Below are 15,977 nucleotides of genomic sequence, written 5' to 3' on the forward strand. Positions count from 1 at the left end.
CTGTGGTCCGCATCCTGGGCATCGACCCCGGCCTGCGCTTTACGGGCTGGGGGGTGATTACGGCGCAGGGCAACCGGCTGAGCCATGTGGCTGATGGCGTGATCGCGACCGATTCGGCGCTGACCGTGCCCGAGCGGCTGCGCCACCTGCATGATGCGTTGCTGGAACTGGCCCGCAATTTCGCCCCCGATGAAGCGGCGGTGGAAGAAACCTACGTCAACCGCAATGGCGCCGCCACGCTCAAGCTGGGCTATGCCCGTGGGGTGGGGCTGCTGGTGCCCATGCTGCTCGACATTCCCGTAGCTGAATATGGCGCCAAGACGGTCAAGCGCGCGGTGGTGGGCACGGGGGCGGCCACCAAGGAACAGGTCAGCATGATGGTCCGCCGTATCCTGCCTACCGCCCTGCTCAAGCGCGCCGATGCGGCGGATGCGCTGGCGGTGGCCATCTGTCACGCGCATCACCGTGCTTCCGCCATCCATCTCGCCAATGCCACGAGGATGGCATGATCGCGCAGTTGCGCGGCCTGCTGGCACAGGTCGAGGCTGATCGCTGCGTGATTGATGTCAGCGGCGTGGGCTACCTTGTGCAGGCATCGAGCCGCACGCTCGCGGCCCTGCCGCAGCCGCCGGAACTCGCCCTTGTGCTGGTCGAGACCGTGGTGCGCGAGGATGCGATCCTGCTTTACGGCTTTGCCGAGGCGTCGGAACGCTCATGGTTCCGCCTGCTCACCACCGTGCAGGGCGTTGGGGCCAAGGTGGCGCTGGCCATCCTGTCCGTGCTGCCGCCGCCTGAACTGATGGTGGCCATTGGTGGGGGCGACAAGACCATGCTCACCCGCGCGGGCGGCGTGGGCGCGCGGCTGGCCCAGCGCATCGTGACCGAACTGCGCGACAAGTGCGAGGGCATGCCCACCGGCGCACCGGCGGGCGGGGGCGTGCCGGGTGTTGCCATTACAATGCCCACGCCACGCAGCATTGCGGCGGATGCCGTGCTGGCGCTGTCCGGCCTTGGCTTCAGGCGGGCGGAGGCGCAGCCTGTGGTCGAGCGCGTGATCGACCGGTTCGAGGGGGATGTGAACCTCGATGTGGTGATCCGTGACGCGCTGAAGGAGCTGGCCCGATGAGTGAGCACCCCGAGCGCGAGATCGACGCCCGCCGGGCGGAGGAAGACGGCAACGAAGGCAGCCTGCGGCCACAGACGCTTGATGACTTCACCGGGCAGAAGGCCAGCCGCGAGAACCTGGCCATCTTCATCGCCGCCGCCCGCCAGCGCGGCGATGCGCTGGACCATGTGCTGCTGCACGGCCCGCCGGGCCTGGGCAAGACCACGCTGGCGCAGATCGTGGCGCGCGAACTCGGCGTGGGCTTCAGGGCCACGTCGGGGCCGGTCATCCAGCGCGCGGGCGACCTGGCCGCCATCCTGACCAACCTTCAGCCGCGTGATGTGCTGTTCATTGATGAAATCCATCGCCTGCATCCTTCCATCGAGGAGGTGCTGTACCCGGCGATGGAGGATTTCCAGCTTGACCTGATCATTGGCGAGGGACCGGCCGCGCGCTCGGTGCGCATCGACCTCTCGCCGTTCACGCTGGTCGCAGCCACCACGCGGGCGGGCCTGCTGGCAACGCCGTTGCGCGACCGCTTTGGCATTCCGCTGCGGCTGGTGTTCTACACGCCCGAGGAACTCTGTCAGATCGTGGTGCGCGGAGCGCGCAAGCTGGAATTCGACCTGACACCGGAAGGTGCCGAGGAAATCGCCCGCCGCTCGCGCGGTACGCCACGTATTGCAGGCCGCCTGCTGCGCCGGGTGCGCGACTTTGCCGCCGTGGCCCGGGCGGGCAGTGGTCCGGTGGACCGCGCGCTGGCCGATGCGGCGCTGTCCCGCCTCGAGGTTGATTCGATGGGGCTCGATGGCATGGACCGGCGCTACCTGCGCCGCATTGCCGAATACCATCATGGTGGCCCGGTAGGGGTCGAGACGCTGGCCGCGGCCCTGGCCGAGGCACGCGATACGCTCGAAGACGTGATCGAGCCCTACCTCATTCAGGAGGGGCTTGTGCTACGCACCAGCCGCGGCCGCATGCTGGGCGAGCGGGGCTGGCGGCATCTTGGCCTGCAGCCCCCCGCCCGCGTGCCCGGCCAGGGCGACCTGCTCGGAGAGGGGACTGATGGTTCAGCATAATATCGATTTTCGCATCTATTACGAGGATACGGATGCGGGCGGCGTGGTCTACCACGCCCGCTACCTTGCCTTTGGCGAGCGCGCCCGCACCGAGGCCATCCGCGCGCAGGGCCATTCGGCTGCCGACCTGCTGGGCGATTTCGGGCTGGCCTTCGTGGTGCGCCATGCCGCCATGGACTATCGTGCCCCTCTGCGGCTCGATGACATCGTGTGCGTTACGACTCGCCTGACGGAACTGGGCGCCGCAAGTTGCCGGCTGCTCCAGACCTTCCACCGGGCGGGCACGGCTGAAAAACTTGATTGTGGTACGCTGGATGTGCGGCTCGCCTGCGTGCGCGCAGCCGATGGGCGCGCGGCCCGATTTCCGCCGTTATGGCGTGATCTGTTGCGCGGGCTGGTCGGCTGAGCGCAACAGAGCCATGCACGGCGTGTGTTCTTTTTGTGTCATGGGTTGACCATGATGCAGGGCTGTGCGGAAAGCAGGTTGGCCGTGGCTTGCCAAACGGGCAATCTTCGTGTTTGAGCGAACGGCCAAGGTGGGCAGGAGGCGTATTTGGACCAAGCGGTTAATGCAGCGAATCTGGGTGCTGCAGCGGGTGATCTTTCGATGTGGGCGCTGTTCATGCACGCCTCGATCGTGGTCAAGCTCGTCATGATCGGGCTGGTGACCAGCAGTGTGATTGTTTGGGCCATCATTTTTGATAAATTCACCACCATCCGCCGGGTCAACCGGCAGGCCAACGATTTCGAGGAGCGCTTCTGGGCCGGTGGCAGCCTTGAGGATCTGTACGAATCCGATGGCGCCAAGCCCGTGCACCCGATGGCTGCCGTCTTTGGCGCGGCCATGGGCGAATGGAGGCGTTCCTCGCGTATTTCGGGTATCGACCTGGTGCATGGCGGCGTGCAGGACCGCGTCAACCGCGCCATGGCCATTACCATTACGCGCGAGATGGACCGGCTGAACCGCTGGATCATCTTCCTTGCCACCATCGGGCCGGTGGCGCCCTTCATCGGCCTGTTCGGCACGGTGTGGGGCATCATGCACGCGTTCGGCTCGATCGCGGCCATGCACAACACCAATCTCTCGGTCGTGGCGCCGGGCATTTCCGAGGCGCTGTTCGCTACCGCCATCGGCCTGGTCACGGCCATTCCCGCCGTGATCGCCTATAACGTGGTCAGCAACAGCATGAGCGTGTTCGAGGACCGGCTGGATGCGTTCGGCACCGAGTTCGCCGCCATCCTGTCGCGCCAGTCGGAAGAAAGGGGCGCGTAACATGGGGGCAAGCCTGGGCGACCTGCGGGGGCGGCGGCGCAAGCGGCGCCCCATGGCCGAGATCAACGTAACACCCCTGGTGGATGTGATGCTGGTGCTGCTCATCATCTTCATGGTGACAGCCCCCATGATGACCAGCGGCGTGAACGTGGACCTGCCCAAGACGGATGCGGCCCCGGTCAATACCGACACCAAGCCCATCACGGTGTCGATCCGCTCCAATGGCGACCTGTATCTGGGCGATGAACCCGTGTCGCAGGACCAGTTGGTGGACCAGCTCAGGGCGGCGGCGCAGAATGACAGCGAGCACCGTATTTTCGTGCGCGGCGACCAGCATATCGATTATGGCCGTGTCATGCAGATCATGGGGCAGATCACGTCGGGTGGCTTTACGCATGTGGCCCTGCTGGCCCAGCAGCCGCCTGGTCACTAAACAGAATCTGATGCCAGGAGCCGTCTGATCGTGGTCCCACCGCGTCGTTCCGAACGCATCCTCATGCGGCGTTCCATCCTGGTTTCGGGCGGCCTGCATTTTGCCCTGCTGGTGGCCGTGCTGCTCAGGCTACCCGTGCCGGTGCCCAAGGAGCCACCGCCACCGCCCACCATCGAGATGGAATTCGCGGCCGATACGGGCACGGCAACGCCCCACAAGGGTGACAAGCCTGCCCCCAAGCCCGCGCCTGCGCCCGCGCCGGTCAAGCAGGAGGCGCCGCCTTCGCCCACGCCGCCTGAAAAGGAACCCAACGAGGAGGCAGCCCCGCCACCACCGCCGCCTCCCCCCATGCCGCCGCCGCAGCAGGTGTCAAAGCCCGTGCCCGATGCGCCAACCCCGCCGCGTGAGCAGACGCCATCGCCCGATGCGGTCAAGCTGCCGCCCACGCCGGCCAAGGCTGCCCCCGCGCAGGCGCACGCGCCCGTGCCGCCTTCGGCCCAGCCCGATCCTACGGCTGCGCCCAAGGTGCAGGAGCCTTCGCGCACCACGCAGCCCAACGAGGCCAAGAAGCATGTGTCGGATACGCACTCGCTGCTGGCAACGCTCGATGCCTTCCGCGCGGACCAGAAGCAGACCCATCCGCCCAAGGCCCGGCCCAACCCGCAGCAGGGCGGCGCGCCTGATGGTGGTGGCTCGCCTGATGGCGACATAACCAGTTCCATGACCGCCACCGAGCAGAAGGCCATCGGCAATTCCATGCGGCGCTGCTACTCGGAAGATACGGCGGCGCGTAATTATGCCCAGTTCGTGGCGCATCTGGTCGTGACCGTGGATGGCACCGGCACGGCGCGCATGGTGGACTTCGCGCCGCAGACACAGGCGCAGATGGCGGCTGACCCGTCCTATCGCGCGCTGGCCGAACGCGCGCGTGATGCGGTGCTCAGCCCGACCTGTGCCAAGCTGCCCATTCCGCAGAACCTGCTGGGCCAGACCCGGCAACTGAAATTCGTATTCCGTCCCTGATACAAAGCGGACGAAGGCGAGGAGAGGAAAATGATGTCAAGCGTAAAGCCACTGATACCGGATGATGATGCCGCACGGCTGGCATCGGCCTTCAGCCGGCGTGGGTTCATGGGCGCGGGTGTGGCGGGCGGGCTTATGGCCACGCCGCTGTTCGCCGCAGGTGCGGCCCATGCGCAGGATGCGGGTGCGGCCGAAATTACGGTGGACCAGGCGCGTACTGCCCCCATTCCCATCGTCCTGCCCGCGCTTGGCAGCGGCGTGGCCCAGCAGATCACGGATGTGATTTCGGCCGACCTGGGTAATTGCGGCCTGTTCCGCCCCATCAGCGCCAGCATGCCGCAGGGCACGCCGCCGTTTGCCTCCTACAAGTCAATGGGCGCGCGCGCGGTCATGACCGGCAAGGTGGTCGAGCAGGGCAGCAGCCTGCGCGTCGAGTTCCGCCTGTGGGATGTGCTGACCGGCAAGCAGTTGCAGGGTACGGCCTATACGGCGGGCAGCCAGGACTGGCGCCGCATCGCGCATGTCATTGCCGATGTGATCTATAGCCGCCTGCTTGGCGAGCAGGGCTATTTCAACTCCCGCATCGCCTATATCGCGCGCTCCGGCCCGCGTGCGCGCCAGATCACGCGGCTTGCCATCATGGACCAGGATGGGGCGGACAGCCGCTACCTGACCAACGGGCAGTGGCTGACGCTTACGCCGCGCTTCAACCCGGCAAATAGCGAACTGGCATTCATGTCATATGCCAACTACAGGCCGCGTGTTTACCTGTTCAACCTCAATACCGGGCAGCAGCGCCTGCTTGGTGACTTTACGGGTATTTCATTCGCGCCGCGCTTTGCGCCCAATGGGCAGTCGGTCATCCTGTCGGTTACGCGTGGCGGCGGGTCGGACATTTTTGTAGTCGATCTGGCCACAATGGCGCGCCGGCAGATCACCTCGTCCGGGGCGATCGACACCAGCCCGTCTTACAGCCCTGATGGCTCGCAGATCGTATTCAACTCCGACCGTGGCGGCTCGCAGCAGCTCTATGTCATGAGTGCATCGGGTGGTGAGGCGAAGCGGATCTCCTATGGGCACGGGCGCTACGGCTCGCCCGTATGGTCGCCGCGTGGTGACCTGATCGCGTTCTCGCGCATTGCCAATGGCAGCTTCTCGCTCGGGGTGATGGCACCCGATGGCACGGGCGAGCGAATCCTGACCCAGGGCTTTACGGTGGAAAGCCCGACTTTCTGCCCCAACGGTCGCGTGCTGGCATTCTGCCGCCAGAGTTCGGCCGGGGCAAATGGTGCCGGATTTGCAACAGGTATCAATACAATTGACATAACTGGCTTCCATGAACGCGCCCTGCCAGCGGGCAGTTCGTCTGATCCGGCATGGTCTGGCCTGAATAAGTAATTCTTTTCAACACGTTGGGCAAACACCCCGCCAGAACCCACTCATTTGGCAAATGGCGGGTATGTGTTTGTTCCGCGTTGACTGAAACCGGATTTGACAGCTATGCTTGTGGCGGTTTCCAGCGATCGCGAGTTTCTGTTTTACAATTTGTTTGGCAGGGCGCAACGAGACTCGGGACCGTTCTATATTTAAATCCGGAAATTCAACAAATGGTTTCGAAACAAGAAACCGATCCAGGATCCAAAGTAATGAAACTGAAGCTTTTTGGTGCGGCCGGTCTGGCTCTCTTCCTCGCGGCCTGTTCTGACCATGCGAACAAGAACGCGAACACCGGTGCTGCCGTGCAGCAGCAGGTTGGCCCTGTCCCCGGCAGCGAGGCCGATCTGGTCGCGACCGCAGGTGACCGCGTGCTGTTCGCGCTGAACCAGAACACGCTGTCCAGCGATGCGAAGGCAACGCTCGACAAGCAGGCCGCGTGGCTGGCCAAGTACCCGCAGGTGCATGTGCAGATCGCCGGTAACTGCGATGATCGCGGCACCGAGGAATACAACATCGCGCTGGGCGAGCGTCGTGCAAACGCGGCGCATGACTACCTGGTGGCCAAGGGTGTCGATGCATCGCGCATCACCACCATCTCCTATGGCAAGGACCGCCCGACCGCCGTTGGCGATGACGAGGCTTCCTGGTCGCAGAACCGTAACGCCATCACGGCGGTACAGTAAGTTTCTGCCAGCACTTCTACGGAATGTGGCAGTATGGAACCGGCCGGGCGCTTATCGCCCGGCCGGTTTTGTTTTAGGTAGACGTGCGTCGTGTTGCTTGAAGGGTATGGTCCATGCGGTCTGTTATGTCTTGTTTCCTTTCGGTTTCTGGCCGGCTTTCATGGTGGGGGCGGGCTGGCATGCTGGCAGGGGGCATATCGCTGGCCTCGCTGGGTTGCGCGCATGCGGGTGACAGCAATAGCCTGACCCTGCAACTGCTTGACCGGGTCAATACGCTCGAAGAGCAGACGCGCGAGATGCGCGGGCAGATCGATCAGCTGACCAATCAGGTGCAGCAGCAGAATGCCACCATGAGCAAGCAGATCGATGACATGAATTTTGCCATGCAGCAGCATGGCCATGCCGCCCCGGCGGTTCCGGCCCCGGTTACGGCAGCGAGCGGCGTAACGCCTGCCGCAGCAGCCCCGGCCCCAGCTCCGGCCAAGCGCAGCCTTGATGATGTGCTCAAGGCGGGTAACGATGCGCTGTTGCAGCATGATTACGCCACGGCGCAGGCTGATGCGCAGCAGGTGCTCTCCGGCCCCAAATCCGCCAGGCAGATTGATGCGCAGTATCTGATGGCCCAGTCCCTTGCGGGGCAGAAGCAGTATCGTCAGTCCGCCCTTGCCTATTACGATACCTATAACCGCGCGCCGCACGGGCAGCGCGCGCCAAGCGCCCTGCTGGGTGTGGCGGCAACGCTGGTGGCGCTGAACGACAAGGCTTCGGCCTGTCAGGCGCTGGACAAGCTTTCCAGTGAATTTCCCACGCCCGCGCCGCGCATCAAAGCCGCCGAGCAGGTCTACCGCAAGCGCGCCAAATGTAACTGACTGCCTGCGCGGGCGTAAGGCGCATGCAGCCTTCCGAACCGGTCAGCCCGGCCCGTTTTGCCGCCCGCATGGCAGCTCTTGGTCCGTGGCCGGGGCAGGGCACGCCTGTATGCGTTGCGGTGTCGGGCGGGGCGGACAGCATGGCGCTGGCCATTCTGGCGCGCGGCTGGCGGCGGGATGTGATGGGGCTGGTGGTGGATCACGGGCTGCGTGCCGAGTCGCGGCTTGAGGCCGAGCAGACGGTGGCCCGCCTGGCCCGGCTTGGCATACCCGCCCACCTGCTGGTCCTTGAGGGGCTGGCGCGTGGTCCCCGCATGGCCGAACGCGCCCGGCGCATGCGCTACCAGGCCCTGTTCGCTGCCTGCCGTGACCTTGGCGCGCTTGACCTGCTGGTGGCCCATCATGCGGGCGATCAGGCGGAAACGGTGCTCATGCGCCAGCAGGCTGCAAGCGGGGATGACGGACTGGCCGCCATGGCGGTGGCGACGGACATGGCGGATGTGCGCCTCGTTCGCCCGCTGCTCGGCGTAGGCAAGGCCGCCCTTTATGCCACGGTGCGGGCCGCAGGCATGCATTGGGTGGAAGACCCCTCCAACACCGACCTGCGCACCGCCCGCGCCCGCGCGCGTCATGCGCTGGCAGCGGATTTTCCTCTTGCAGGTACGTTGCTGGCCGATGCCGGGCAGGCTGGGCAGGCCCGCAAGGCGCGCGATGGGCATGACGCACGCTGGCTGGCCGCCCATGCCCGCTTTCATCCCGGTGGCTGGGTGGTCCTGCCCGCTGGCCTTGCGCCACCACGATTGCTGTCGGCCCTGATCCGCGTTGTGGGGGGGCGGGATTATGCCCCGGCGCGCGAGGCGGTGGCAGCGCTTGCGGCCCGGCCCCGGGCGGCAACCCTGGCCGGGGTCGCCCTCATGCCCTGGCGCGAGGGGCAGTGGCTCGTGGCCCGTGAGGAAGCAGGGCTCGCCCCCCCCATGGCCGCGGCACCCGGGGCCATATGGGACCGGCGTTTCATCCTGCACGCCGCCCCCCTGCCGCCGGGCTGGCGCGTGGGGGCGGCGGGGCCGGTGGCGGCGTGGTGGCCGCATGGCAGGGGGCGGTCATGCTGGCCCGCGCGGCTGTTGCGCACGCTGCCCGCGCTATGGCATGATGGAAAGGTCAAGGCCGTGCCCCATATGGGCCTGCGCGCGCAGGAACATGCCGCCGCCCATGCGGTTTTCATGAACCAGCCCCCCCACCCCGTGTGCGACTGCGCTGTGTTTGACGGCGCCGGACACGGCCAGGCGGGCAGGCTGGCATAAAAGGTTGGCGGGTGGGGGTGTGAATATCCCCTGATCGTCCTATGTATGATAGGACGTAGTGAACGTGGCATCTGTTCGCCTGCCCGCTGTGGGGCATTGGCGAGGGGGCCAGCGGATGGAACAGTGGACAAGATGAACAATTTCGGCCGGAACTTGCTCCTGTGGGTTATCATCATCGTCCTGCTGCTGTTGCTGTTTAACGTCTTCCAGCCGGGAAGCGCGCAGCATGCATCGCAGCAGTTGGCGTATTCCGACTTCATCGGAGACGTGAACAGCGGGCATGTTCGCTCTGTCGTGGTGCAGGAGCACAACATCACCGGCACGCTGACGGATGGCACGTCGTTCGATACCTATACCCCGCAGGACCCCACCCTGATTTCCCGCCTGACGGAAAAAGGCGTGGAAGTCGTGGCCAAGCCGCTTGAGGCGGATACTAATCCCATCCTGCGCTACCTCATCAACTATGCGCCGCTGCTGCTCATGGTAGGGGCGTGGATCTTCATCATGCGCCAGATGCAGTCGGGCGGAGGCCGGGCCATGGGCTTTGGCAAGTCACGCGCGCGCATGCTGACCGAAAAGCAGGGCCGCGTGACCTTTGATGACGTGGCCGGCATTGATGAAGCCAAGAGCGAGTTGCAGGAAATTGTCGACTTCCTGCGTGATCCGCAGAAATTTACCCGTCTTGGCGGCAAGATCCCCAAGGGCGTGCTGCTCGTAGGCCCGCCCGGCACGGGCAAGACGCTGCTCGCCCGCGCCATTGCGGGTGAAGCGAACGTGCCGTTCTTCACCATCTCGGGTTCCGACTTTGTCGAGATGTTCGTGGGCGTGGGCGCATCGCGCGTGCGTGACATGTTCGAACAGGGCAAGAAGGCCGCCCCCTGCATCATCTTCATCGACGAGATCGACGCTGTCGGTCGCCATCGTGGCGCGGGCCTTGGCGGCGGCAATGACGAGCGTGAGCAGACGCTCAACCAGATGCTGGTCGAGATGGATGGGTTTGACAGCAATGAGGGCGTGATCCTGATTGCGGCCACCAACCGCCCCGACGTGCTTGACCCCGCGCTGCTGCGCCCCGGTCGCTTCGACCGCCAGGTGGTGGTGCCCAACCCCGACGTGGCTGGCCGCGAGAAGATCCTGCGCGTGCACATGCGCAAGGTGCCGCTGGCCTCCGACGTGGACCCCAAGGTCATTGCCCGTGGCACGCCCGGCTTCTCGGGTGCGGACCTGGCCAACCTGGTCAATGAGGCAGCCCTGATGGCCGCCCGCATGGGCAAGCGCACGGTGGCGATGCTCGAGTTCGAGAACGCCAAGGACAAGGTGATGATGGGCGCCGAGCGCCGCTCCCTTGTCATGAGCGAGGACGAGAAGAAGATGACTGCCTACCACGAGGGCGGACATGCGCTGGTGGGCATTCTCACGCCGGGTTCCGACCCGGTGCACAAGGCCACCATCATTCCCCGTGGCCGGGCCTTGGGCATGGTGATGAGCCTGCCGGAGAAGGATCGCTACTCCGAAAGCCGCTCGTGGTGCATCGGCAAGCTGACGCTGGCCATGGGTGGCCGCGCTGCGGAGGAAATCATCTTCGGGGCCGACAATGTTTCGACCGGCGCTTCGGGCGACATCAAGATGGCGACCGACGTGGCCCGCCGCATGGTGACCGAATGGGGCATGAGCGACAAGCTGGGCATGGTGGCCTATGGCGGCAACGGGCAGGAAGTCTTCCTGGGCCATAGCGTGACCCAGAACAAGAACGTGTCGGAGGAGACGGCACGCGAGATCGATAACGAAGTGCGCAAGCTGATCGATGCCGCCTATGAGCGCGCCCGTAGCCTGCTGCTTGAGCATATCGACCAGCTTCATTGCCTTGGCGCGGCCCTGCTGGAATATGAAACCCTGACCGGCGAGGAAATTCGCCAGGTGCTGCGGGGCGAGAAGATCGAGCGCGTGGTGGTGGATGATCCGATGCCGGAGAACCGCCGTCCTTCCGTGCCGCCTTCGGCGCCTTCCGCCCCCGTGGCGCCGCTGCCCGCGCCGGAAGGCGAGGGCGGGGTTGGCGCCGCCCCGGCTGGCTAGGAACAGCCTGAGAGGAAACAGTAAAAGTTTTTGGGTGCCGCCTTTTTGAAAAAAGGCGGCATTCTTTTGCAGCTTTAAGCTGGCAGGCTTTTCAAACAGTCCGTTAATATGAACATGGCGGGGCAGCTTCAGGCTGTTCCGCCATGTTTGTATCCGGCCCCATACCAGCGGACAGGCAATAATGGGCGCGTGGAAAAGAGAGAATCAAAGTTCCGGGTGCTGCGTTTTTCAAAACGCTTCGCCAGAATATTTTCATGATCGGGTACGTCTTTCATGGGGCATTTTTCAGGCCAGTTGCTGATTGAACCCCTGGGCCTGCTGCATGGCAAAGCTGCCCGGCAGGCGGTGGCGCGGGGTGTTGCGCGCTGGTTCGCGGGCGGCCCGCGGGCCTATGCGCTCGCCCGCCTGATCGGACCGGAGCACGAGCATACGATCCTGCCAGTTGCGGCCCTGCCCCCCGCATGGGAGGCGGCAGCCCGGCGCATCAGCGCGCCCGCGCCCGATGCGGGGCTACCGCCAGGGCAGCAGGTCATGGGTATCATCAACGTCACCCCGGACAGTTTTAGCGATGGCGGCCAGCATGACCGCGTGGAGACGGCGCTGGCACGCATAAAGGCGCTGCATGCCGCCGGGTGCCAGATCGTGGATATTGGCGGCGAGAGCACCCGCCCCGGTGCGCCTGCCGTGTCCGCCGAGGCGGAATGGGGGCGTATCGGCCCGGTTATCCGCGCCGTGCGGGCCTGTTCCGCGCTTGATGGCCTGCATCTGTCGATTGATACGCGGCAGGCCGCGGTCATGGACCAGGCACTGGCAGCAGGGGCCACGCTCATCAATGATGTCTCGGCGCTGACGCATGACCCCGCCGCCCGCGCGGTCGTGGCGCGGCATGGCTGCCCGGTCATGCTCATGCACATGCGCGGCACGCCTGAAACGATGCGTGCGCACACGGCATATGGCGATGTGGCGGTGGATGTGGTGCGTGAACTCGGCCAGCGCGTGGAGGCGGCGGTGGCGGCAGGTATTGCACGCGCGCGCATACTCGTTGACCCCGGCATCGGCTTTGCCAAGACGCTGGAAGGCAACCTGACCCTGCTGGCCCGCCTGCCGCTGCTGGCCAATCTGGGCTGCCGGGTGGTGCTGGGCACGTCGCGCAAGCGCATGATTGGCGAACTGGCCCGTGAACCCGACGCGGCCGCGCGCGATCCGGGCACAATTGCGGCCAGCCTGCCCGGAATGGTCTTTCCCGGCGTGGTGCTCCGGGTTCACAATGCAACGGCCATGATCCAGGCCATGCGGGTGCAGCAGGGGCTGGATCAGCAGTAACAGGTAAGGTAGGTCGATGTCCGACCAGAACGTATCCGGAGATTCCCAGTCATGGTAAAAACAAGAAAGCTGTTTGGCACTGATGGCATTCGGGGCATGGCCAACCGCTTTCCCATGACGGTGGAAGTCGCGCAGAAGCTGGGCCAGGCCGCGGGCCTGCGCTTCATACAGGGCACGCACCGCCATAGCGTGCTGCTGGGCAAGGATACGCGCCTGTCGGGCTATATGATCGAATGCGCGCTGGTGTCGGGCTTCCTTTCCGCCGGAATGGACGTGACGCTGGTGGGGCCGATGCCCACCCCGGCCATTGCCATGCTCACCCGTTCCCTGCGCGCCGATCTGGGCGTCATGATCTCGGCGTCGCACAATCCGTATGGCGATAACGGCATCAAGCTGTTCGGCCCTGACGGGTTCAAGCTCTCCGATGAAACGGAAGCGGGTATTGAAGCGGCAATGAGCGAGGACCTGACCCATATGCTCGCCGCCCCCGACCAGATCGGCCGGGCCTCGCGCCTTAATGACGCGGCGGGCCGGTACGTGGAAAGCGCCAAGTCCTCCTTCCCCCGCCGCCTGCGGCTTGACGGGCTGCGCATCGTAATCGACTGCGCCAACGGGGCGGCCTATCGCGTGGCGCCCACGGCATTGTGGGAACTCGGTGCGGAAGTGGTGCGCATAGGCTGCGACCCTGATGGCATCAACATCAATGAAGGCTGCGGCTCCACCCGCCCCGAGGCCCTGTGTGCTGCCGTGCAGCGCCACCGGGCCGATATCGGCATCGCCCTCGATGGCGATGCCGACCGCGTGCTGATTTCTGATGAAAAGGGCCGCCTGATCGATGGCGACCAGATCCTGGCGCTGATCTCGCATTCATGGGCGCGGCAGGGGCGGCTGTCGGGGCGGCATATCGTGGCCACCGTCATGTCCAACATGGGGCTTGAGCGCTATCTCGAGACACAGGGGCTGGAACTGGTGCGCACGGCGGTGGGCGATCGCTACGTGGTGGAAAAAATGCGCGAGCTTGGCGCCAATATCGGTGGCGAGCAGTCAGGGCATATGGTGCTGTCGGATTTCGCCACCACGGGCGACGGGCTGGTGGCAGCCCTGCAGGTACTGGCTGAAGTGGTGGAGTCCGGTCGCCCTGCAAGCGAGGTGTGCCGCATGTTCAAGCCCTACCCGCAACTGCTGCGCAACGTGCGCTTTGCCGGGCGCAGCCCGTTGCATGACCCGCAGGTGCATGACGCGCGCAAGGCGGCGGAAAAGCGGCTGGGCGCGCGCGGGCGACTCGTGTTGCGTGAAAGCGGCACCGAACCGCTGGTGCGCGTCATGGCGGAAGCCGAGGACGAAGCGCTGGTCAATGCGGTGGTCGATGACATGTGCGAGGCGATTACCGCCATCCAGATGGCGGGCTGAGCCATGCAGGGGCGTATCCTCATCATGGCGGGCAGCGATAGCGGGGGCGGGGCTGGCATCCAAGCCGATATCAAGACCGTAACCGTGCTGGGCGGCTTCGCCATGACCGCCATCACCGCGCTGACCGCGCAGAATACGCTGGGCGTGCAGGCGGTCATGCCGGTATCCCCGGCGTTTATCGTGGCCCAGATGCGCTGCGTGATGGATGACCTGGGCGTTGATGCGTTCAAGAGTGGCATGCTCGACCGCCCGGAGGTGATCGAGGCGATTGCCGATGTGCTGCTCACCACGACCGATATTCCCTACGTGCTCGACCCGGTCATGGTGGCGAAAGGGGGGGCCGCGCTGTTGCAGGAGAGTGCGCTGGCCACGCTGAAGGCGCGGCTGCTGCCGCTGGCCACCGTAATGACCCCCAACATTCCCGAAGCCGAGGCCCTGCTTGGCCACGGCATTGCCGGGCGTGCCGACATGCTGCCTGCGGCCCGCGCCCTGCTCGCACTCGGGCCGCGCGCCGTGCTGCTCAAGGGCGGCCATATGGAAGGTGATGAACTGCTTGATGTGCTGGTGCAGGCCGATGGTACGGTGCAGGAATTCGTGAGCCAGCGCATCCACACCCGCCATACGCATGGCACCGGCTGCACCCTGGCCAGCGCCATTGCCACCGGGCTGGGGCAGGGCATGAACCTGACGGATGCCGTGATCCGGGCGCGGACCTATGTGCTGCGTGCCATTGCAGCCGCACCTGGCTATGGCGCGGGCGCAGGCCCATTGAATCATGGCGCGGGCGGGATGGGATAGCGCATTAATAATTCATTAATAAAATAAATGTCATTATATTTATTATTCTTATGGAAGAATGGTAATATATAGACAACTTTAGGTTGTTTAATGCATTCAGCGCACCTATAGGTAGATGTAGTTAAAATATCTACTGGATGGTCGATATGCGGATTTTGCTCGTAGAACCCAATGCCCGGAAAGCCGAAGAGACCACCCGGCATATGGAAAAAGCCGGATTTACAGTAGATCATGTTGATACAGGGCATGATGGACTGGGAATGTTAAAATCCTATAATTATGACCTTGCGGTCATGGAGGTCCGGCTGAAAGATCTTGACGGGTTCGAGGTCATTCGGGTCAGCCGGGCTGCAAGGGTGCCCACGCCCGTTCTGGTCCTGTCAGAGGAGCGCGAGGCCGCCACCAAGGTGAGGGCCTTCTCCACCGGGGCGGATGATTACGTGACCCGCCCGTACGAATCGATGGAACTGACAGCGCGGATGCAGGCGGTAATCCGTCGCTCCAAGGGGTATAGCGAGCCGACCCTGCGCGCGGGGCCGCTTGAACTGTGCCTTGATAGCCGCGCGGTGAGCGTGCAGGGGCACTGCGTGCATCTGACCGGCAAGGAATACATGATTCTGGAACTGCTCCTGCTGCGCAAGGGCATGGTCCTGACCAAGGATGCCTTCCTCAACCATCTGTATGGCGGGATGGATGAGCCGGAAATGAAGATCATTGATGTGTTCATCTGCAAATTGCGCAAGAAATTGCAGGTTGCGGGTGCCGGGCAGCTCATTGCCACCGTGTGGGGGCAGGGCTACGTGCTGCGCGACGAGGCGCCGACCCTGGCCACGGCGCCTTTGGGGGCTTCCATGCCGCATGTAACGGTGGCGTGATACCTGTCGCGCCTGAGTGGCTGCAACCCGAACCGGGCTGCCGTTGTTAAAATGATCGTGCAAAGAAAAATGGCAGGCCCACCCCGTAAGGTGCGCCTGCCAAAGTTTTAAAGTGATGATTCGATATGCGATGCCCCCATCGCCCGACCGTTATTGCATTGGCATGCCGGCCCCGAACATGAGATAAATCAAACTCGGCAGAAATAATTCGTATGTTTTTTTCCGCGCATCTTTATTCCATCTCGTTGATGGGACAGGATGCGCTGATTAACAGGATGGAAACAGGCGGCACGTC

17 protein-coding genes are annotated in these 15,977 nt (G+C 64.4%); 16 read left to right on the forward strand and 1 reads right to left on the reverse strand.

What is annotated here, in order from left to right; all coding sequences use genetic code 11:
* Positions 1-2 precede the first annotated feature (2 nt).
* From ruvC to ftsH, 12 genes are all read left to right on the forward strand, one after another.
* Positions 3-509 carry a crossover junction endodeoxyribonuclease RuvC gene (gene ruvC, locus GXY01S_RS05720; RefSeq protein WP_061272887.1) on the forward strand — a complete coding sequence of 169 codons (507 nt, stop codon included), beginning with the start codon at positions 3-5 and terminating at the stop codon, positions 507-509.
* Complete coding sequence (ruvA, locus tag GXY01S_RS05725; protein WP_061272890.1) at positions 506-1,126, forward strand: Holliday junction branch migration protein RuvA; 621 nt, start codon at positions 506-508, stop codon at positions 1,124-1,126. The genes ruvC and ruvA overlap by 4 nt, the downstream gene beginning before the upstream one ends.
* Complete coding sequence (ruvB, locus tag GXY01S_RS05730; protein WP_061272894.1) at positions 1,123-2,184, forward strand: Holliday junction branch migration DNA helicase RuvB; 1,062 nt, start codon at positions 1,123-1,125, stop codon at positions 2,182-2,184. The genes ruvA and ruvB overlap by 4 nt, the downstream gene beginning before the upstream one ends.
* A complete protein-coding gene (locus GXY01S_RS05735) occupies positions 2,171-2,590 on the forward strand; it encodes a YbgC/FadM family acyl-CoA thioesterase (protein WP_061272897.1) in 420 nt (139 codons plus the stop codon). Before ruvB ends, GXY01S_RS05735 begins: the two co-directional genes overlap by 14 nt.
* A 201-nt stretch (positions 2,591-2,791) precedes the next feature.
* Positions 2,792-3,457 carry a protein TolQ gene (gene tolQ, locus GXY01S_RS05740; RefSeq protein ID WP_078524996.1) on the forward strand — a complete coding sequence of 222 codons (666 nt, stop codon included), beginning with the start codon at positions 2,792-2,794 and terminating at the stop codon, positions 3,455-3,457.
* Position 3,458: 1 nt separating this feature from the next.
* Positions 3,459-3,890: a protein TolR gene (gene tolR / locus GXY01S_RS05745; protein WP_061272903.1), complete on the forward strand. Its 432-nt coding sequence runs from the start codon at positions 3,459-3,461 to the stop codon at positions 3,888-3,890.
* A gap of 30 nt (positions 3,891-3,920) precedes the next feature.
* Complete coding sequence (locus GXY01S_RS05750) at positions 3,921-4,913, forward strand: hypothetical protein (RefSeq protein WP_061272906.1); 993 nt, start codon at positions 3,921-3,923, stop codon at positions 4,911-4,913.
* Positions 4,914-4,943: 30 nt separating this feature from the next.
* Positions 4,944-6,311: a Tol-Pal system beta propeller repeat protein TolB gene (gene tolB / locus GXY01S_RS05755; protein WP_061272909.1), complete on the forward strand. Its 1,368-nt coding sequence runs from the start codon at positions 4,944-4,946 to the stop codon at positions 6,309-6,311.
* Between the two features lie 248 nt (positions 6,312-6,559).
* Positions 6,560-7,033 (forward strand): peptidoglycan-associated lipoprotein Pal, encoded by a 474-nt coding sequence (gene pal, locus GXY01S_RS05760; protein WP_061272912.1) that lies wholly within the window; start codon positions 6,560-6,562, stop codon positions 7,031-7,033.
* A 113-nt stretch (positions 7,034-7,146) separates the two neighbouring features.
* Positions 7,147-7,902, forward strand: coding sequence for a tol-pal system YbgF family protein (locus tag GXY01S_RS05765; RefSeq protein ID WP_061272915.1), 756 nt, complete (start codon positions 7,147-7,149; stop codon positions 7,900-7,902).
* Between the two features lie 23 nt (positions 7,903-7,925).
* Complete coding sequence (tilS, locus tag GXY01S_RS05770; RefSeq protein WP_061272917.1) at positions 7,926-9,203, forward strand: tRNA lysidine(34) synthetase TilS; 1,278 nt, start codon at positions 7,926-7,928, stop codon at positions 9,201-9,203.
* A 132-nt stretch (positions 9,204-9,335) separates the two neighbouring features.
* Positions 9,336-11,276 carry an ATP-dependent zinc metalloprotease FtsH gene (gene ftsH / locus GXY01S_RS05775; RefSeq protein ID WP_061272920.1) on the forward strand — a complete coding sequence of 647 codons (1,941 nt, stop codon included), beginning with the start codon at positions 9,336-9,338 and terminating at the stop codon, positions 11,274-11,276.
* Between the two features lie 128 nt (positions 11,277-11,404).
* Here ftsH and GXY01S_RS17970 read toward each other — a convergent pair whose 3' ends face one another.
* Positions 11,405-11,551, reverse strand: a complete 147-nt coding sequence (locus tag GXY01S_RS17970) for a hypothetical protein (RefSeq protein ID WP_156470290.1) — start codon at positions 11,549-11,551, stop codon at positions 11,405-11,407.
* Here GXY01S_RS17970 and folP point away from each other — a divergent pair.
* The 4 genes from folP to GXY01S_RS05795 all read left to right on the forward strand — a co-directional run bounded on the left by folP (position 11,550) and on the right by GXY01S_RS05795 (position 15,682).
* A complete protein-coding gene (gene folP / locus GXY01S_RS05780) occupies positions 11,550-12,599 on the forward strand; it encodes a dihydropteroate synthase (protein ID WP_061272923.1) in 1,050 nt (349 codons plus the stop codon). The two genes, GXY01S_RS17970 and folP, sit on opposite strands and share 2 nt — an antisense overlap.
* 51 nt (positions 12,600-12,650) lie before the next feature.
* Entirely contained in the window at positions 12,651-14,009 is a 1,359-nt protein-coding gene (gene glmM / locus GXY01S_RS05785) for a phosphoglucosamine mutase (protein ID WP_061272926.1), read from the forward strand.
* Positions 14,010-14,012: 3 nt separating this feature from the next.
* The gene (gene thiD, locus GXY01S_RS05790; protein WP_061272929.1) at positions 14,013-14,807 is read left to right on the forward strand and encodes a bifunctional hydroxymethylpyrimidine kinase/phosphomethylpyrimidine kinase; all 795 of its coding nucleotides are present in this window, start codon (positions 14,013-14,015) and stop codon (positions 14,805-14,807) included.
* A gap of 146 nt (positions 14,808-14,953) precedes the next feature.
* Positions 14,954-15,682, forward strand: a complete 729-nt coding sequence (locus GXY01S_RS05795) for a response regulator transcription factor (protein WP_061272995.1) — start codon at positions 14,954-14,956, stop codon at positions 15,680-15,682.
* The last annotated feature ends 295 nt before the right edge of the window (positions 15,683-15,977 follow it).

It is taken from the genome of Komagataeibacter xylinus NBRC 15237 (assembly GCF_001571345.1).
Lineage (GTDB): Bacteria > Pseudomonadota > Alphaproteobacteria > Acetobacterales > Acetobacteraceae > Komagataeibacter > Komagataeibacter xylinus.

Excerpts from the sequence above, each read along its gene's own strand:
- ruvA (WP_061272890.1), top strand. The coding sequence starts at position 506 with ATGATCGCGCAGTTGCGCGGCCTGCTGGCACAGGTCGAGGCTGATCGC.
- ruvB (WP_061272894.1), top strand. The coding sequence starts at position 1,123 with ATGAGTGAGCACCCCGAGCGCGAGATCGACGCCCGCCGGGCGGAGGAA.
- GXY01S_RS05735 (WP_061272897.1), top strand. The coding sequence starts at position 2,171 with ATGGTTCAGCATAATATCGATTTTCGCATCTATTACGAGGATACGGAT.
- tolQ (WP_078524996.1), top strand. The coding sequence starts at position 2,792 with ATGTGGGCGCTGTTCATGCACGCCTCGATCGTGGTCAAGCTCGTCATG.
- tolR (WP_061272903.1), top strand. The coding sequence starts at position 3,459 with ATGGGGGCAAGCCTGGGCGACCTGCGGGGGCGGCGGCGCAAGCGGCGC.
- tolB (WP_061272909.1), top strand. The coding sequence starts at position 4,944 with ATGATGTCAAGCGTAAAGCCACTGATACCGGATGATGATGCCGCACGG.
- pal (WP_061272912.1), top strand. The coding sequence starts at position 6,560 with ATGAAACTGAAGCTTTTTGGTGCGGCCGGTCTGGCTCTCTTCCTCGCG.
- GXY01S_RS05765 (WP_061272915.1), top strand. The coding sequence starts at position 7,147 with ATGCGGTCTGTTATGTCTTGTTTCCTTTCGGTTTCTGGCCGGCTTTCA.
- tilS (WP_061272917.1), top strand. The coding sequence starts at position 7,926 with ATGCAGCCTTCCGAACCGGTCAGCCCGGCCCGTTTTGCCGCCCGCATG.
- ftsH (WP_061272920.1), top strand. The coding sequence starts at position 9,336 with ATGAACAATTTCGGCCGGAACTTGCTCCTGTGGGTTATCATCATCGTC.
- folP (WP_061272923.1), top strand. The coding sequence starts at position 11,550 with ATGGGGCATTTTTCAGGCCAGTTGCTGATTGAACCCCTGGGCCTGCTG.
- GXY01S_RS17970 (WP_156470290.1), bottom strand. The coding sequence starts at position 11,551 with ATGAAAGACGTACCCGATCATGAAAATATTCTGGCGAAGCGTTTTGAA.
- glmM (WP_061272926.1), top strand. The coding sequence starts at position 12,651 with ATGGTAAAAACAAGAAAGCTGTTTGGCACTGATGGCATTCGGGGCATG.
- thiD (WP_061272929.1), top strand. The coding sequence starts at position 14,013 with ATGCAGGGGCGTATCCTCATCATGGCGGGCAGCGATAGCGGGGGCGGG.
- GXY01S_RS05795 (WP_061272995.1), top strand. The coding sequence starts at position 14,954 with ATGCGGATTTTGCTCGTAGAACCCAATGCCCGGAAAGCCGAAGAGACC.